The sequence below is a fragment of the Saccharolobus shibatae B12 genome, assembly GCF_019175345.1.
Taxonomy (GTDB): domain Archaea; phylum Thermoproteota; class Thermoprotei_A; order Sulfolobales; family Sulfolobaceae; genus Saccharolobus; species Saccharolobus shibatae.
The window spans coordinates 2,680,107-2,694,850 of the sequence record NZ_CP077717.1; the positions used below are offsets into that span (position 1 = coordinate 2,680,107).

Sequence of the window (14,744 nt, forward strand, 5' to 3'; positions counted from 1 at the left end):
ACTAATGAAAGGAGCATTATTGTATAAATATAATGAGCCATTAATTATTGAGGATAATATTCAAATAGATGAACCTAAGGCAGGTGAAACAAAAATTAAAATTGAGGCAACTGGCTTATGTCATTCAGATGTAAATGTATTTGAAGGTAAAACTCCAGTCTCTCCACCAGTCATTGCGGGGCATGAGATAGCTGGTGTTATAGAGGAGGTAGGAAATAACGTTACAGACTTTAAACCTGGTGATAGGGTTATATCAGCATTTATTCATCCCTGCGGTAAATGTAAAAATTGTATAACGGGAAAGGAGAATTTATGTGAAGTCTTTGCTAAAAATAGACTAAATGGAACATTATTAGATGGTACAACTAGATTACACTTTAAGGATGGAACTCCAATAAGGGCATTTTTAGGAGGAGGATTTGCAGAATACGCAATAATACCTTATACTGCATTAACTAAAGTTCCGGAAGATTTAGATTTAAGAAAGGTTGCAGTATTGGGTTGCGCAGGTTTAACTGCTTATGGTGCTGTAAATTCCGCTAAAATAGAACCTGGTGAAACAGTTGCTGTAATTGGAGTTGGCGGTGTAGGATTGTCTGTGATACAGATGTTAAAGATTGCTGGTGCCGGAAGAATAATAGCAGTCGGAACTAGAAAATGGAAATTGGAAAAGGCGTTAGAGCTAGGAGCTAGTGATGTAGTTAACTCTAAGGAGACTGATGTTGTTAGAGCTGTTAAGAATATTACTGGAGGAGGGCCGGATGTTGTAATAGAAGTAGCAGGAACTACGGAAACAGTGAAAATGTCTTTAGATATGGTTAGAATAGGAGGAAAGGTAGTACTAGTAGGATTACCTCCAACTACTGCTGAAATTCCAATTAGGATAGCAAGTATAGTTAGAGAGGGTATTAAAATCATAGGAGACTATGGAGGGAGGCCTAGGGTAGATATGCCTAGACTTATTGAACTTGTAAAATTGGGAAAATATGACCCTACTGCATTAGTGACTGGAAAGTTCAGATTAGAAGAAATTAACGAGGCAGTAAAATTATTGGAGCAAGGAGAGGCAATAAGAAGTTTAATAATTCCTAACTAAAATGGAGCTCTGGTAGTTTTTCTTCCAATTATAAACATTATTAAATAGATGATTAAGATTATTATGGTAAATACAACACCCACTATAATTAGGTTACTTAAGACCGATGGTGGGACATTACCAAAGGCTATTGGAATTGGTCCTAATAACACTAATCCTGCGAATTGCGGAGAAGATGAAGTAGTTGTCTGGGGAGTTTGAACTTGTGATACCAAACCTAGGAAGAGTAGGATGAAACCAAGAAATATTAATGTGAGACCAGCCGCAATTAACTTCATATGTTAATCTTTTGTTATAAGCTTTATAAACTTTATATTAAGGTGAGCGGATGTATTACGGGAATATAATTACAGTCTTATCATCAGATAAGAACAAAGTAACTGAGATAGCCGAAAAACTAGGTAAGCTTCATGAAACCGCCAAGACAAAAATATATTATAGAAAAAAGGGCGAATACATTAGATCAATACTATTGACTACAGAGTATCCAGAAAAAATTATAGATTTAGCTGAAGCATTATCACTCTCGTCGACTACAATATTATATATACCAGAAACTTTAACGTGGATGGATGGGGAACTAGCACTTTTAATTGATTCTCTAAATACGCATAACAAGATAGTAATATCTAACTTAGACCAAGGTAAAATAAATAATATTTTAGGCTCTTTAAGCTCCTTTACTAAATTCGATCTATATAATGATATTCCAGACTTAAGCGAGACCGAAGAGGAGGATAAGGGAATAGTGTATGTAGATAGAGTATTCACAGTCAAAGGTGTTGGAACCGTAGTTACTGGATTCTCATTTACCAATGTTGAAGTTCATGAGAAATTAGTTGCATTACCTTATAATAAGGAGGTTGAAATAAAGAGTATTCAAGTTTTAGATGAGGATCAAAAGAGTGTTTCAACTGGAGTTAGAATAGGGTTTGCTCTGAAAAACGTAAAAGAAGAGGAAATAGAAGATTTACTGTATTTAGTTAAACCAAATGTTAAGGTTGTAAAGGAAATAGAAGGACAAATAACTAATTACAAATGGTCTACCATGAATCAAGGTCAAAATCACATAATAGTTAAGGGTCATGGAATTGCAGCTAATATAAAAGTCGATAATCAAAAAGCTAAGATTATGTCATCTGTTCCAATACCTATTGTTGACAATAGGATACTTGTCTTAAACGTTAACGTCAGACAAGGAAAACCAAGAGTCGCTGGATATATTAGTTTATAAGTTAATTAGTATTATATGGAAAACGCGATTCTGACTGCATATAAGAAGGCAAGGGAACTAAATAAAGATGGAGAAGTTCACCTTTTTAAAGATGAAAGTGGTGCATACTATCTAATCATAGTTAGAACGGCTAATTGCAAAGAAAAGTCTAAACTAATAGATGCAATTTATGATGAGGTATACAAACATACTGATGAGATAAACCTTACAATTCTAATTATGTCTAGGAGCTCTTACAAGGCCTTTGCTGATCAAAATTTGGAAGAAATAGAAGTACAGTCATAGCTTATTTATTCTATCCTTTAATAAATCTAGATTGTTCTCAGCGGCAAAGAATACTGGAACATCATGAGGGAGAGCCGACTTAAAGCTTACTAATAACCATTGCCCTGGTTCCAGTTCTAGGGTCTTATCTAAGAGCATATCACTAATTCCAAAAGTTTCAGCTAATAATTGTCTATCGTACGGCCTAGGAAGTGTGCTTATGAAGTAAGAGTGTAGCTGCTGCAGTGCGTTAGTGTTTAGGTAAGCTAGTCTTTGAGTACTTATTAGTGAATGTAAGTGATACTTTCTTCCATGTCTAAGCAGTTTCTCTATGGCAGTGCTTGAGGCTTCACTTTTATCTTTCTGTTTGGTATCGTAAGGTATAAACTCTTGAGCTTCATCTATTATGAATAGTACTTTAGGATTGTCGGAATACATTCTCTTTCTCCTATTGTAAATTTGATTAATTACAGTCGCAACTACTTGCCTTCCCTCTTCTAAGTTAGGGAGTTCTAAAATAAATAATCTAGGTGAGTCCTTGGAAGAATCCAAAATTTCAATCGCTAAATTTTCTATATCATAATCTTCAGTTTCTCTGATGCCGAGTGAGATGTATGCTCTTATACCAGATATAAATGTAAACAGTGACGAATTCTCCTTTAAATGTGCATCTTTCCCTAAATTTTCTATTTCATCTAATAACTTGTTAATAGAGTCATCTATGATATCATCTACTGTCAATTTCCTTTCTCTCATGAAACTATCTAACTTACTTAGAAAGGTGTAGAGAAGTGGTTTCTGTGATATAGCAGTATATTTATCTTCTATCTGCTTTTTGACTAGATCTATTAAATCAGCATAAGTTAAATATGTAAAGCCTTCAGGTGGAACATATAGTTGTTTCATTTTTCCATTTTGATGTAAAATTTCTGCACCTTTTTTTATCTTGTCTCTAATATCTATGATATCATCAGGGATAACGTGACTCCTTAAAAATTTTCTACTAGCATCAACTGGATTGGGGGGAACTCTATCTAAGCTTACGACTCTAGATGGAACTTCAAGTAGCTTATCTAAGAGAAGGATTGCGTACTCCATTGATACGTCAAATATTACAACTTTAGTGTCGGGTAGGTTATCTAATACTTTTCTTGCTATCAAGGATGCCAAATTTGATTTACCCGAACCTGTAAACGCGAAAATACCTAGGTGATACTTTATTGCTTTTTCTAAATTTATATCTAAAGAAAGTTCCTCATGCAGAATGTTTCCTAAACTTACATTGCTATTTGCACAGACAAATGACGCATACGCTTTTTTATTTAAAATCTTTACTGAGGAACCCAACAGAGGTGGGAAATATCCCTTTTTAAATTGAATATTGTTCGAATTTACCTCCAGAATATATCCCAAAGGGTAAGTTATTGAATCTATCCATATTTCTTTCTCATCGTTTGAATACCAACTTTCGCCAACTTTTTTCATGATTTCATTTCTAATCTCCTTAGGTATTGTAGAGTCCAAATTTATCATGCCATAATGCATCGGAATAATATCTGCAACTTCTAAAATTAGGTAGCTATTTTCCTTTATTGTATTTACAGCAAGCAATTTTCCTATACCTAATTTATCCTTTAGCGAGAAGGGGAATTCTACTATATAATTTCTAAAAGATATTGTACCCCTGCCGTCAGAAGTTTGCCTAGTTATTATTTTGGCTTCTCTTAGTTTTCCCTCTTCTACTTCAAAAATACTTTCCATCATTTCTTAATCTCTCAATCCAACTTCTAAATTCTCTGTATCTAATATTACTTTGCAAACTGGTGACATTTATGAACTTGCTTAATTTATTTCTGTAATATTTCACTAGCTTATCAGCTAAAAACAATGGATAATTATATCCTAAAGCTTCCGGTATTGGCTCCATCCCTAAATTATAGATTAGGGAAAGCAATTCTTCATGATTTTCTACAAAAACTTGAGACTCTATGTAGAATACCCATGATGATGGAAACAGTTTAAAATATCCATAAATTGCGTCACCATGTTTTTCAGTAATTACTAACCAAGGGGGGTTTTCTACCTTGTTAAGACTTTCTCTTTTTACTATATCAAAATCCTTTACAATTCCGATGGAATTTTTAGGAACTGAAATACCTAAAGATTTATCAAATGATAGTTTCCTATCGAAAAATATTAGATCAACTTCATTTTCCTTTATACTGGAGTATTCTAGTTCTCGCATTCTCTTCTCTGCTTCACAAACGCATAGCTCGTCATTAACTGAAATATCATCTATAGTAAATTTAAAATCCTTAAATATTCTACCTTTGATTAGGCCTATTACTATATATGCTCCCTTCTCTCCTTCCAAAATAATGTCAGAGAAGGTTCCATCAATTGCAGCAAACGTTAACTCTCCATTCAGAAAGTAATTTTTGTTTGATCTCAATCTTACTATTGTGCTAAAATCACCACTATCAATATTTGATGACATATTCATACCATCAATTAGGGTATTAGAGGCTAAAAGACTTAGGGAACTACATATGAGTCAAACGAGAATTGCTAATCTATTAGGAGTTAGCCAACCAGCAGTGAAACAATACTTAGATGAAGACGAAAATTCGTACATTAAAAGATTACAGAATTTGGGACTAACACATGAAGAAATAGACGATTTTCTAGATAAAGTTACGCAATTACTAATAAATGGTGACCCTAAACAAGTAATGCAATATATCAGTGTGTTTTTCCTTTCCAATCTAAGTAGGCTAAAATTCTGTAAATACCACAAAATGATTGATAGTGAAATTCCCGTTGATTGCGATATTTGTAAAAGTTTGTACAAGGAGAATGAAGAGGAAATGATGGAACTTGCACTATCAATGCTTCAAAACGAGTCTGTAGCAGAATTAATCCCAGAAGTTCTAAGCAATTTAGCCTTTGCAAAAGCCAACGCTAAGAGGGAAGAAGATGTACTTGCAATTCCGGGGAGAATAACTAAAATTAGAAACCTACCAACACCTGCTTCTAAACCAATGTGGGGAGGAAGCAAGCATTTAGCTAAGGTACTATTATCAGTGATGAAAAATCATCCCGCTGTGAGATCAGTTATGAATATCAGATATGATGAGAAAGTGGAAATGGTATTGAAAGAAATTGGCTATAAATTTAAGAAAGTAGGTCCTCAGAACGACCTAGGCAATGATAGAATAGCCGAAACAATAGCTGCAGTATTTGATGAAGATACAGATGCGGTAATACATTTGGGCGGTACTGGTATTGAGGCCAACACTTATGTTTTTGGCAGAGATCCATTAGATGTTGTAAAAAAGATTATAAATATATCAGTTAAGTATAAAGAAATTTCCTCGCCTTAAATGGCCAAAAATTATATTTTTTTAGAATTGAAATAATTGCAGGTACTAGAATAGGCCTAACTACAAAAGTATCAAACAGTATTGAGACTCCTACACCTAGACCTATTTCTTGTAAGAATCTCATATTTGCCACCATCAATGAGAAAAAGGCTCCGGCTAAAATCAAACCACAAGTAGTTACTACTAATCCAGTATTTTCTACCGATCTCACTATAGCATTATTTATGTCATCGTCGTTTTTCATCTCATCAAATAATCTTATGATTATGAACATATCATAGTCTATACCTAAACTGAAAAGAAGGGCAAAGATTACAAGTGGGGATAGCCAATATGGCGAGTTATATACTAACGCCACTGTAAATGCTCCCAATAATGAGCTTAGACCTACAGTTAAGGATAACCTCAAGGGAAGTAGAATAGATCCGAGAATCATGAAGAGGTAAATGACAATTAAAATTATGGTAAGTGGTAAAGTATAGCTAAAATAAGTACTAACGGTATTGTTAACGATATCTATTCTTTGTGCGTTATCCCCTCCAACTAGGAATCCCTTGCTTATGAGCCAATTTGTTAAATTTATAGCGCCATTACTAAATACAGGATACTTTAGGTAAATTATCAACAAGGTGTAATTTCCTTGATGAAAATGATCATATAAGTTGCTATTATTGACAATAATCTGAGAACCTAAGGACATTGGTCCATAAACTAAGTTACCTTGATCTATAAGAGTTTTAGTTAAATTATAAATGAGAGTGTAGTTAGCCTTAGGGCTTCCATACAATATTATATAGTCTATACTGTAATTGTAAAGTTGATTAAGAACCTTTGTACCTATAAGTGAATTTGCATGGGGAGGTAATATTTCATCTATATTAACGTTGGTGTGTATAGAAGGAAAATAAAAGATAAAGATAACGATAGAAACTAGCATAAGAATTACTAATAACTTATTGTGCCTTACTGCAAAGCTGGAAAGCTTATATAAGTACCTTTGCCTTATATCTGTAATACTCGGTAATTTTCGTCTAGGAAAACTAAGATATCTTTGAGGGATTAATAGCAATAACGTGTACGTAAAGAAAACTGCTGGTATTAATGCTGAAATGGAAGACGTCACTAACGCTATTCCTATGTTTTGAAGTAGTGCAGAAGGGGAAAGGATAAAACTGGAGAATCCAATCGTGATACTAATACCACTTAATAGTATACCTTTTATTGAATTTTTAAGCGCATATAGAAGAGCATCTAAATTATTTTTATTAATTTCTTCAAAATACCTATAAATGAATAATATGCCATAGTCAATGTTAAGACCAAATACAATTGGAGGTGCAACCAAACCTGAAATATAATATATCTTATAACCTAGAAGCGTTTCCATGTACATGAGACCATAAGCTAATAAAAGACTAGTACCAGCACTAGATATTAAAATCAGAATTGGAACAATTGATCTAACTAACAGTATTAGTAATATCATTACAAGAATAATTGTAGTTATATCTATAATTTCAACGTTACTTTGAGTATAATATGCGGATTGTGCATAATACGCTAGGTGACCTATTACATAGGCGTTTCTGAGACTTTCAGTAAATTGATTAATATTTGTTAGGCTTTCATTACTAGGAATATTTATAATGAAAAGCCATAAAGTACCCTTATGAAAGGATGAGTTAAAGGCTGTAGTTATATTATTAAAAATCACATTACTTTCATTAACAAACGTTATGTTTTGAGTTTTAAGTATCCTTTCGATTAGACTAGTGTAGTTATTAAACTGTATCAAAAACTTTAATGCCAAAGTGTAATTAGTGTAATTATTAAATCCAAAGTAGAAAAGAAATGGATCTTTAAAGGTTAAGTATCCCGCATATCTAGCTTTCTCTAGTAAACTTCCATTAACTTTATCAAAATTTTCCTTATAGGTAGGGCATATGTTACTAGTGAAATTATGAAGTGGAAGACCAAATGTAATATTTAACTCATATTCAAAGTATTGAAAATTTGAAATTAAATAAAGCTTCAAACGAGTCAAATTCTCATACAACTGGCTTATCGTAGATGAGAAATTCTTCTCATTTAAGCCAAGATAGCTGAGATACTCTGTCTTAAGCATGCTAACGTAATCGTTGGGAGTTATCACCGTAGCGTTATTAAGGAGATATAAATTAGAATAAATTTCTTGTAAAGCTTGGTTATAAGACGAGGAATTGATAATAACATACAGATTATCAAAGTTGCCAATGTGAAAGTACTTGGCTACGAGTTTATCAGCCCTTACACTTTGTACGCTGTTTGATAAAAACGGGGAATCCGAATACGTAAATAAACTAGGAGTTTTAATTGCAAAATGCAATAATATCATAATCAGTAATAACCATAATACCAACGATACAAAGCCATTCTTCACATTATTCCTAGACTTTATGTAGAGTAAAAAGTATTGTGGAAATACCAATTTTACATTGGTAACCATTTTTTAGATTAAGCATGAAGTAAAAATCATGGAAAGTATACAAGATGTATTAAGGCTGTTGGAACAAATCGAATCTATCATAAAGAATTATAATCCATCCGCTGAAGATAAACAAGTACTCGAAAAAGTATTGGCAAAGAACATGGAATTAAATGCAGAGATATACGCAAAATATATAAAAGTTTAATTTACACTATTTTATTTTTGTGAGATTCGAAGTCACTGTAGATTACCTACAAGGTATAGGGAGAAAGGTACTTACAAGTGATGGGCATGTAATAGAATTAAATCCTTCGCTTGAAAAGGAATTGTCCTTAATAGGGGTCTCATCGAAATTTTTTGCAGAGGGACTAATAGATGCTGTAACTCAAAATAATGGAACTTATTCTTTTTTCTTGCCAGCTAAAAAGATAAGTGATGACTGTGAGAACGTCTTAAGGATATTTGAGATATGGATATCCACAACTAATCAGACAAGAAAAATGTTAGTTATAATTATAAACGTTGAAGGAAATGCCCAAATAACGTTATTGAGACCTGAACTCTATAACGATTTCTCTAAGGACTTAATTGAAATTTTAGCAAAAAGATATATTTGCCTAAAAATTACGATGCCATTTATGTATAGATCAGTAATCTTTGATACCTTTAATTCCTTCAAAAGATTATTTGACATAATATTTGAAGGGATAATAAACTTAAGTGGAAATATTTACATGGCAACCATCAGTAATGACAAAAAAGCGTTATTATGGAAAATAGATAGTACAAACATTCGATATGTAAGCAATAATTTAATACCCTCAGAGTTGTTAAGATTAATAAGATAGGTATGTCTTGGGATATAAGATACTTAGAATGGAAATTCGCCAACCTAAATGAGATCACTTCCTTTTTACTTGCTGCCTTATCTTTAGCAGTAGCTTACATACGCCCAACATCCATACTTTCAGATCCAATAGGTAGTCTAATCATACCATACTTGGTAGCATTATTAGCTATAATACCACATGAAATAGGCCACAGACAAGCTGCGAGAAGATATGGTTGTTTCTCTAGATTTACTTTAAGTTTTTCAGGGTTTTGGACAACGTTAATACTGAATATAATTGGTAGCTTCGTAGGTATCTTAGTTTTCTTTTCGGGATACACATCAATATCTTGTGGATTTCTTAATAGAGACGTTGAGGGAAAAACAGCTCTAGCTGGACCTCTAACTAACATAATATTAGGATTTGTTGGCCTTATTGGTGCATCGTTAGTTCCTTTTAGCCTTGTTGGCTTATTTTTCTCTGAATTAGCTAGGTTTAACTTCTGGGTAGCATTCTTTAACTTGCTTCCATTCTGGGTTTTAGACGGATTAAAGATCTTTAGGTGGAACATGATAGTGTGGGCAGTATTAATATTCATTGCATTCGCACTAACATTTCTATAATGGTGAATAAAGTGATGATAAAAAAGATAATAGGTATACCAACTTTTTTCTTAATGTTTCTTGTTACTTTAGGTTTTATCATAGGTTTATTAGCAACTTTTATAGATTTTGCTTCGGTATATTATCTAGAACAATTAAACTATTTAGTAATTAAAGGGTATTATTACGAACTATTCACATCAATATTTATAACTAATAGTTTTGTTGATTTTATATTTAATTTTATTTCATTATATGTTATATATTTAATTTTTGGTAGTAGAGCGGGAAAACATGAATATGGTATATTTATCCTAGCTGGTATTCTAGGAAATCTACTAACTGTAATATTCTATAGTCCTTTTACACTAAGCTCGGGAGCGTCTGGGGGAATATTTGGATTATTAAGTTACTACACGTTTTACGATTTCTTAAAAAAGGATAATCTAGGGGTTTATGGTCTTGTATTTTTAGTATCAGTATTTGGAGTCAGTGATTTAATATTCCCTAATGTGAACGTTGTTGCTCATATCGGAGGTATTTTGGGAGGTATTATGTACGCAGTTGTCTATTACCTTATAAGGAGTGGAAGGACAATAAAATAACTATGATATTAGTAGAGGAAATACTATTAATTATCGGATTCTTAATGCTCCCGTACGGTTTATATGAAATTATCAAAAGTGAGGCAGATAGAACTGTGAAGATAACTCTTGTTGGGATTTCAATAGTTTTATTTGCAATTGAAACGATATTAGCAGTGAAGCAATGATAATGATAGTAACTGGTACACCCGGTGTGGGAAAAACCGTAGTTTCAAAGAAACTTTCTGAGACGCTTAATCTAAACTATCTTTCTCTTTCCCAATTTGTTATAGAAAATAAACTTTATACGGAATATGATGAACTTAGGCAAAGTTATATAATAGATGAGGATAAAGTAAAGGAAGAATTAGAGAAAATTATTTCAACTAACTATCTCGTGATTGAAACTATATACCCTTCATTGATATCTACCGCAGATTTAGTAGTTGTCCTTAGGAAGAATCCTTTTTCTCTATATAATGAACTAAAAGGAAGGGGTTGGGCTGATATAAAAGTAGCTGAGAATGTGGAGGCAGAAATTCTAGGAGTGATCTCACAAGAGGCTAGAGAAGCCTTTAAGGATAAGGTGTGCGAAGTAGATACCACAGAAATGAGTATAGAACAAATATTAAATAAAATACTAAATAAACAATGTGATGGACCAATAGAATGGTTAGTTGATACAAAAGTACAACGATTTTTAGAGGAATTAGATAAGATTATTAGCTCCTATGAGAATGATATCTAGATGAGCAGTAATCCTTTTAGAATTCAAAATCCTCAGCCACAACCTCAAAGACAGCCTCGTGATTTAAGAAAGGTTAACCAACAAGTTCAAGCTGTTGATCTAAAAGTACAAATGAAGATGAAAAATATAAAATATAAGATTGGAGTAGTTAGTGGAAAAGGTGGAGTTGGTAAATCATTTGTCTCATCTAACCTAGCAATGGCTATAGCTGCGAGCGGTAGAAAAGTAGGTATAGTAGATGTTGATTTCCATGGTCCATCAGTGCCAAAAATGTTAGGAGTTAGAGGACAAATGTTAACTGCCGATGATAAGGGAATAAATCCAGTTATAGGGCCTTTCGGAATAAAAGTTGTTTCTATAGATTTTCTACTACCTAGAGACGATACGCCAGTAGTATGGAGAGGAGCCATAAAACATTCAGCAATAAAACAATTCCTAGGTGACGTTAATTGGGGAGAATTGGACTATCTGATAATAGATATGCCTCCAGGGACTGGAGATGAAGCTTTGTCCATTGCTCAATTAGTTCCTGGCATTACAGGGTTTGTTATCGTTACAATACCATCTGAAGTTTCCACATTAGCTGTTAAGAAATCAATAAATTTCGCTAGAACTGTAAACACAAAAATATTAGGTGTAGTTGAAAATATGAGCCATTTTGTGTGCCCAAGTGATGGGAAAGTCTATTATATATTTGGAGAAGGTAAAGGTAAGAAAATGGCAGAGGAAATGGGAGTAGACCTTTTAGGTCAAGTTCCTCTTGATCCTTCCATAGCAGAAGCTAATGATGCTGGAGAACCCTTCTTTTTGAAACATCCAGACAGTCCAACTTCTAAAGAATTCTTGAATATAGCTGATAAAGTAATTAAAATTGTTGAATCCAATCAATAGCTTTTTGACTTGAGTCGAAAATAAAATTTCCTTTCATTATAAACTGGATATTTTTCTAATATTCCTTCTCTAACTAAATCCGCTAGAACTTTTCTAAATTCCAATAAATTAATCTCCTCCCCCATTTGAATTAGTTCATCCCTTATTTGTGTAGACGTTTTATCACCTTTAGATACGATGTCAATTATTTTGCGTTTTAACTCTGCACTCATGATAATATTTATTATATAAATGCAAATAAAAAATTGAGGGTTAATGAAGGAAAAACTTAAAAATAAAAAAATATTAAATAAAGATTGGTGAAAGTTTATTGAGTATTGAAATTAGCGAAAAAAGTTTTTTATTAAAAAGGTTCTTGATAGTAGCCTATGGTCTATCAGAAGCAGATGTGGATGCCTTTATAAAGATATTAAGTAGCGAGACTGGAAAAGACGTAGATGCAATAGCTGGAGAATTAGGAATAAGCAAAAGCAGAGCGAGTCTAATACTAAAAAAATTAGCTGATGCTGGATTAGTAGAAAAGGAGAAAACTAGCGTAAGCAGAGGAGGAAGGCCCAGGTTCTTATATCGTATTAACAAAGAAGAGTTGAAGAAAAAACTTATAAAAAGATCTGAAGAAACTTGCAGAGATCTACAGACTATTATATCTTCTCTTCTTTAAGTATCTCTTTAAAAAAGGTGTCTCATCTATTTTTTGCTTACTCAAATATTCTAAGTAAATTCCCTTTGGTTTTTCCCTTTTCCTATTAACTCTTATAAGCCTAGTAGGAGTTGCAATTATATCAATTGGTACATCAAAAGGTTCTGAAGGAATCTCACCTACTATTTGTATGTTATGTACAGTAGTTGCAATTGGAGTATTCTCATCTACCTTGCCAAGCTCTCTTAAAATCCCAAACTCCAGCTCACTATACCCTTCACCTTTACCAACCCTATTTCCATTTAAGTCAACAGCTACAGATCCAGCTACGATGAAATCAACCCTCTTCATACTTTCCAAACTTACCCTTATTCCGTATTTTTCAAAGCCAGATATTCGAGATGCTTTAGGTATATCAGATGAGGAAATCCTAGTTGGATCCAATAAAAAGAAGTCTCCCCTTAATCTAGGAGTAGGGACTAGAACTTTTTTCTCTTGCCTCAATGCAATTTCTCTTACCTTATATTGCGGGGAGTCAGGATTGACCTTAATAATCTCAGCTTCTTTGAATTCCTTACACTTTGCCAAATTTGAAGCAGCTTTATCAGCTCCTTTAAAATTGGGAATTCTACCATAAACTGGTCGTGGAAACAGTGCTATGTTTTCCTCCTCCAATCTCTTCCATATCAATTCCCTTATTTCTTGTTTAGATAACATTCAGAATACCCTCATATAATAAGTAAACGCCAAATGCGACTAATATTATAGATGAAATTATTTTTACGTATTTCACGTATTTTGCTCCTAACATGTTTATTGCCTTAGGAAAAGCTATTATCCAAATTAATATACCCACAAAAAATCCCGGTATTATTAAAATCGAAAGGGATCTAATCATGGAAATCCCAACAGTAACCCACCAACTTATTTGATAAGGATTGGTTAAACCCATGGAAAGTCCTATGATGTAATTTCCTCTTACAGAGCTAGAGGGCATTTTAGCTTTAATCGTTAAATACGATAAATATAGCATGAATATACCCCCAACTATATACAGAGCATTTATAATTGGCATAGGAATGTACCCTTGGATAAAGTAAACGATAATAAAGAAAATCAAATCAGCCGTCATTGCCCCTGCTCCAATACTGCTTCCATGAAACCATGATTTTGTAGACTCATTGGCAATCATGGCATTAACTGGCCCGGGAGGTGCAGCCATTGACAAACCTAAAATAATCCCTAAGCCCAAGTAAGTGAGTAACATTTATTAAATTAACCTTCAATCATCCTTTTAAAACTTAAAGCATCATCAAATGAGTAAACGTTATTGAAAAGAACGTAAATTAACTTTTTCTTTTCGGATGTTATATATTCCTTCAGCTTCTCCAAATCAGCTCTAGTATACTTGTATCTATAATTGACCTCTTCGGATCCTAAACCATGAAGTCTAAAATACCTAATTTGTTTGCTAACTACTGGCTTATTTTTGAACGGATCTACGACGTGAATTGCATCGATTTCAGAAAATATTTTCATTAGCAAATCATGATTGAGATTCCACTCTCCTCTAGGTTCCCAACCGTAGATAAATGATCTATCTAATGTACTGAAAAAGTCCTTGAGATTCTTCATATTTTCGTCATTGGGTGTGAAAGATGCTGGTGTTTGAAATATTATGATTTTAGAATTTAGGAATTTAGCCTCCTTCAATGTGATTTCCAGAGCTTGCATAACTTCTTTAGTTGGTCTAAAATATCCATAGTTTTTGACATTTCCAATAACTGTCTTAGTTCTCTTATATGTGATTTTATTATATTCATGTGTAATTATCTGATTGGCCTTAATAGTTAATTCAACGTTGTTCTGTATAGAGAGTTCCTTCCATTTACTTAGTCTTTCTTCAGATAGAAAGTTGTAAAATGTCTCTTGTACCTCAAGCACACTGAAATAATTAAAATGCTTTCTCGTAAATCCACATGTACCTATTTTTATCATCTTGCAT

General features: G+C 33.1%; 20 protein-coding genes. 12 read left to right on the forward strand and 8 right to left on the reverse strand.

Annotation, left to right across the window (positions count from 1 at the left end; translation table 11 throughout):
- Positions 1 to 4: 4 nt before the first annotated feature.
- Positions 5 to 1,096, forward strand: coding sequence for a zinc-binding dehydrogenase (locus J5U23_RS14325; RefSeq protein WP_244988803.1), 1,092 nt, complete (start codon positions 5 to 7; stop codon positions 1,094 to 1,096).
- Here the strand turns inward: J5U23_RS14325 and J5U23_RS14330 are convergent.
- The gene (locus J5U23_RS14330) at positions 1,093 to 1,374 is read right to left on the reverse strand and encodes a TIGR00304 family membrane protein (RefSeq protein ID WP_218258750.1); all 282 of its coding nucleotides are present in this window, start codon (positions 1,372 to 1,374) and stop codon (positions 1,093 to 1,095) included. The genes J5U23_RS14325 and J5U23_RS14330 overlap by 4 nt on opposite strands.
- Positions 1,375 to 1,424: 50 nt before the next feature.
- On the opposite strand from J5U23_RS14330, the gene J5U23_RS14335 reads away from it, so the two are divergent.
- Together J5U23_RS14335 and J5U23_RS14340 are read left to right on the forward strand one after the other, a co-directional pair.
- On the forward strand, positions 1,425 to 2,330 hold the full coding sequence (locus J5U23_RS14335; RefSeq protein WP_218266471.1) for a translation elongation factor: 906 nt from the start codon (positions 1,425 to 1,427) through the stop codon (positions 2,328 to 2,330).
- 15 nt (positions 2,331 to 2,345) lie between these two features.
- On the forward strand, positions 2,346 to 2,615 hold the full coding sequence (locus J5U23_RS14340; RefSeq protein ID WP_218258752.1) for a hypothetical protein: 270 nt from the start codon (positions 2,346 to 2,348) through the stop codon (positions 2,613 to 2,615).
- Here J5U23_RS14340 and J5U23_RS14345 read toward each other — a convergent pair.
- Together J5U23_RS14345 and J5U23_RS14350 are read right to left on the reverse strand one after the other, a co-directional pair.
- Positions 2,610 to 4,358 (reverse strand): ATP-binding protein, encoded by a 1,749-nt coding sequence (locus J5U23_RS14345; protein WP_218266472.1) that lies wholly within the window; start codon positions 4,356 to 4,358, stop codon positions 2,610 to 2,612. The genes J5U23_RS14340 and J5U23_RS14345 overlap by 6 nt on opposite strands.
- The gene (locus J5U23_RS14350; RefSeq protein WP_218258754.1) at positions 4,339 to 5,097 is read right to left on the reverse strand and encodes a DNA double-strand break repair nuclease NurA; all 759 of its coding nucleotides are present in this window, start codon (positions 5,095 to 5,097) and stop codon (positions 4,339 to 4,341) included. The genes J5U23_RS14345 and J5U23_RS14350 overlap by 20 nt, the downstream gene beginning before the upstream one ends.
- Between J5U23_RS14350 and J5U23_RS14355 the strand changes: the two genes are divergently transcribed.
- Positions 5,057 to 5,977: a thiamine-phosphate synthase family protein gene (locus J5U23_RS14355; protein WP_218266473.1), complete on the forward strand. Its 921-nt coding sequence runs from the start codon at positions 5,057 to 5,059 to the stop codon at positions 5,975 to 5,977. The genes J5U23_RS14350 and J5U23_RS14355 overlap by 41 nt on opposite strands.
- Here the strand turns inward: J5U23_RS14355 and J5U23_RS14360 are convergent.
- Positions 5,949 to 8,462: an MMPL family transporter gene (locus tag J5U23_RS14360; protein ID WP_218266474.1), complete on the reverse strand. Its 2,514-nt coding sequence runs from the start codon at positions 8,460 to 8,462 to the stop codon at positions 5,949 to 5,951. The genes J5U23_RS14355 and J5U23_RS14360 overlap by 29 nt on opposite strands.
- A 28-nt stretch (positions 8,463 to 8,490) precedes the next feature.
- Here J5U23_RS14360 and J5U23_RS14365 point away from each other — a divergent pair, with 28 nt between their 5' ends.
- The 7 genes from J5U23_RS14365 to J5U23_RS14395 are packed head-to-tail and all read left to right on the forward strand — an operon-like array spanning position 8,491 to position 12,099.
- The gene (locus J5U23_RS14365; protein ID WP_012711624.1) at positions 8,491 to 8,649 is read left to right on the forward strand and encodes a hypothetical protein; all 159 of its coding nucleotides are present in this window, start codon (positions 8,491 to 8,493) and stop codon (positions 8,647 to 8,649) included.
- A gap of 19 nt (positions 8,650 to 8,668) precedes the next feature.
- On the forward strand, positions 8,669 to 9,292 hold the full coding sequence (locus J5U23_RS14370) for a hypothetical protein (RefSeq protein ID WP_218266475.1): 624 nt from the start codon (positions 8,669 to 8,671) through the stop codon (positions 9,290 to 9,292).
- Between the two features lie 2 nt (positions 9,293 to 9,294).
- On the forward strand, positions 9,295 to 9,897 hold the full coding sequence (locus tag J5U23_RS14375; RefSeq protein WP_218266476.1) for a site-2 protease family protein: 603 nt from the start codon (positions 9,295 to 9,297) through the stop codon (positions 9,895 to 9,897).
- Positions 9,897 to 10,481, forward strand: coding sequence for a rhomboid family intramembrane serine protease (locus tag J5U23_RS14380; protein WP_218266477.1), 585 nt, complete (start codon positions 9,897 to 9,899; stop codon positions 10,479 to 10,481). The genes J5U23_RS14375 and J5U23_RS14380 overlap by 1 nt, the downstream gene beginning before the upstream one ends.
- Before the next feature lie 2 nt (positions 10,482 to 10,483).
- A complete protein-coding gene (locus tag J5U23_RS14385) occupies positions 10,484 to 10,648 on the forward strand; it encodes a hypothetical protein (RefSeq protein WP_012713885.1) in 165 nt (54 codons plus the stop codon).
- Positions 10,645 to 11,208, forward strand: a complete 564-nt coding sequence (locus J5U23_RS14390) for an adenylate kinase family protein (protein WP_218266478.1) — start codon at positions 10,645 to 10,647, stop codon at positions 11,206 to 11,208. Before J5U23_RS14385 ends, J5U23_RS14390 begins: the two co-directional genes overlap by 4 nt.
- Positions 11,209 to 12,099: an Mrp/NBP35 family ATP-binding protein gene (locus J5U23_RS14395; protein WP_010922978.1), complete on the forward strand. Its 891-nt coding sequence runs from the start codon at positions 11,209 to 11,211 to the stop codon at positions 12,097 to 12,099. It begins immediately after the preceding gene.
- On the opposite strand, the gene J5U23_RS14400 is transcribed toward J5U23_RS14395, so the two are convergent.
- Positions 12,093 to 12,311, reverse strand: a complete 219-nt coding sequence (locus J5U23_RS14400; protein WP_218266479.1) for a hypothetical protein — start codon at positions 12,309 to 12,311, stop codon at positions 12,093 to 12,095. The genes J5U23_RS14395 and J5U23_RS14400 overlap by 7 nt on opposite strands.
- Before the next feature lie 98 nt (positions 12,312 to 12,409).
- Here J5U23_RS14400 and J5U23_RS14405 point away from each other — a divergent pair, with 98 nt between their 5' ends.
- A complete protein-coding gene (locus tag J5U23_RS14405) occupies positions 12,410 to 12,760 on the forward strand; it encodes a helix-turn-helix domain-containing protein (protein ID WP_218266480.1) in 351 nt (116 codons plus the stop codon).
- Here J5U23_RS14405 and J5U23_RS14410 read toward each other — a convergent pair.
- Genes J5U23_RS14410 through J5U23_RS14420 form a run of 3 tightly spaced genes read right to left on the reverse strand, consistent with a single transcriptional unit; the run spans position 12,731 to position 14,737 of the window.
- Positions 12,731 to 13,456, reverse strand: a complete 726-nt coding sequence (locus tag J5U23_RS14410; protein ID WP_218266481.1) for a 5-formyltetrahydrofolate cyclo-ligase — start codon at positions 13,454 to 13,456, stop codon at positions 12,731 to 12,733. The two genes, J5U23_RS14405 and J5U23_RS14410, sit on opposite strands and share 30 nt — an antisense overlap.
- Positions 13,446 to 14,006 carry a LysE family transporter gene (locus J5U23_RS14415; protein ID WP_218266482.1) on the reverse strand — a complete coding sequence of 187 codons (561 nt, stop codon included), beginning with the start codon at positions 14,004 to 14,006 and terminating at the stop codon, positions 13,446 to 13,448. The genes J5U23_RS14410 and J5U23_RS14415 overlap by 11 nt, the downstream gene beginning before the upstream one ends.
- Positions 14,007 to 14,014: 8 nt before the next feature.
- Positions 14,015 to 14,737, reverse strand: a complete 723-nt coding sequence (locus J5U23_RS14420; protein WP_218266483.1) for a DUF72 domain-containing protein — start codon at positions 14,735 to 14,737, stop codon at positions 14,015 to 14,017.
- Between the last annotated feature and the right edge of the window lie 7 nt (positions 14,738 to 14,744).

What these genes read in the sequence shown, in the direction of transcription:
- J5U23_RS14365 (WP_012711624.1), top strand. Translation starts at nt 8,491, where the DNA reads ATGGAAAGTATACAAGATGTATTAAGGCTGTTGGAACAAATCGAATCT.
- J5U23_RS14390 (WP_218266478.1), top strand. Translation starts at nt 10,645, where the DNA reads ATGATAATGATAGTAACTGGTACACCCGGTGTGGGAAAAACCGTAGTT.
- J5U23_RS14340 (WP_218258752.1), top strand. Translation starts at nt 2,346, where the DNA reads ATGGAAAACGCGATTCTGACTGCATATAAGAAGGCAAGGGAACTAAAT.
- J5U23_RS14375 (WP_218266476.1), top strand. Translation starts at nt 9,295, where the DNA reads ATGTCTTGGGATATAAGATACTTAGAATGGAAATTCGCCAACCTAAAT.
- J5U23_RS14400 (WP_218266479.1), bottom strand. Translation starts at nt 12,311, where the DNA reads ATGAGTGCAGAGTTAAAACGCAAAATAATTGACATCGTATCTAAAGGT.
- J5U23_RS14410 (WP_218266481.1), bottom strand. Translation starts at nt 13,456, where the DNA reads ATGTTATCTAAACAAGAAATAAGGGAATTGATATGGAAGAGATTGGAG.
- J5U23_RS14325 (WP_244988803.1), top strand. Translation starts at nt 5, where the DNA reads ATGAAAGGAGCATTATTGTATAAATATAATGAGCCATTAATTATTGAG.
- J5U23_RS14335 (WP_218266471.1), top strand. Translation starts at nt 1,425, where the DNA reads ATGTATTACGGGAATATAATTACAGTCTTATCATCAGATAAGAACAAA.
- J5U23_RS14415 (WP_218266482.1), bottom strand. Translation starts at nt 14,006, where the DNA reads ATGTTACTCACTTACTTGGGCTTAGGGATTATTTTAGGTTTGTCAATG.
- J5U23_RS14395 (WP_010922978.1), top strand. Translation starts at nt 11,209, where the DNA reads ATGAGCAGTAATCCTTTTAGAATTCAAAATCCTCAGCCACAACCTCAA.
- J5U23_RS14360 (WP_218266474.1), bottom strand. Translation starts at nt 8,462, where the DNA reads ATGGTTACCAATGTAAAATTGGTATTTCCACAATACTTTTTACTCTAC.
- J5U23_RS14385 (WP_012713885.1), top strand. Translation starts at nt 10,484, where the DNA reads ATGATATTAGTAGAGGAAATACTATTAATTATCGGATTCTTAATGCTC.
- J5U23_RS14345 (WP_218266472.1), bottom strand. Translation starts at nt 4,358, where the DNA reads ATGATGGAAAGTATTTTTGAAGTAGAAGAGGGAAAACTAAGAGAAGCC.
- J5U23_RS14380 (WP_218266477.1), top strand. Translation starts at nt 9,897, where the DNA reads ATGGTGAATAAAGTGATGATAAAAAAGATAATAGGTATACCAACTTTT.
- J5U23_RS14350 (WP_218258754.1), bottom strand. Translation starts at nt 5,097, where the DNA reads ATGAATATGTCATCAAATATTGATAGTGGTGATTTTAGCACAATAGTA.
- J5U23_RS14330 (WP_218258750.1), bottom strand. Translation starts at nt 1,374, where the DNA reads ATGAAGTTAATTGCGGCTGGTCTCACATTAATATTTCTTGGTTTCATC.
- J5U23_RS14420 (WP_218266483.1), bottom strand. Translation starts at nt 14,737, where the DNA reads ATGATAAAAATAGGTACATGTGGATTTACGAGAAAGCATTTTAATTAT.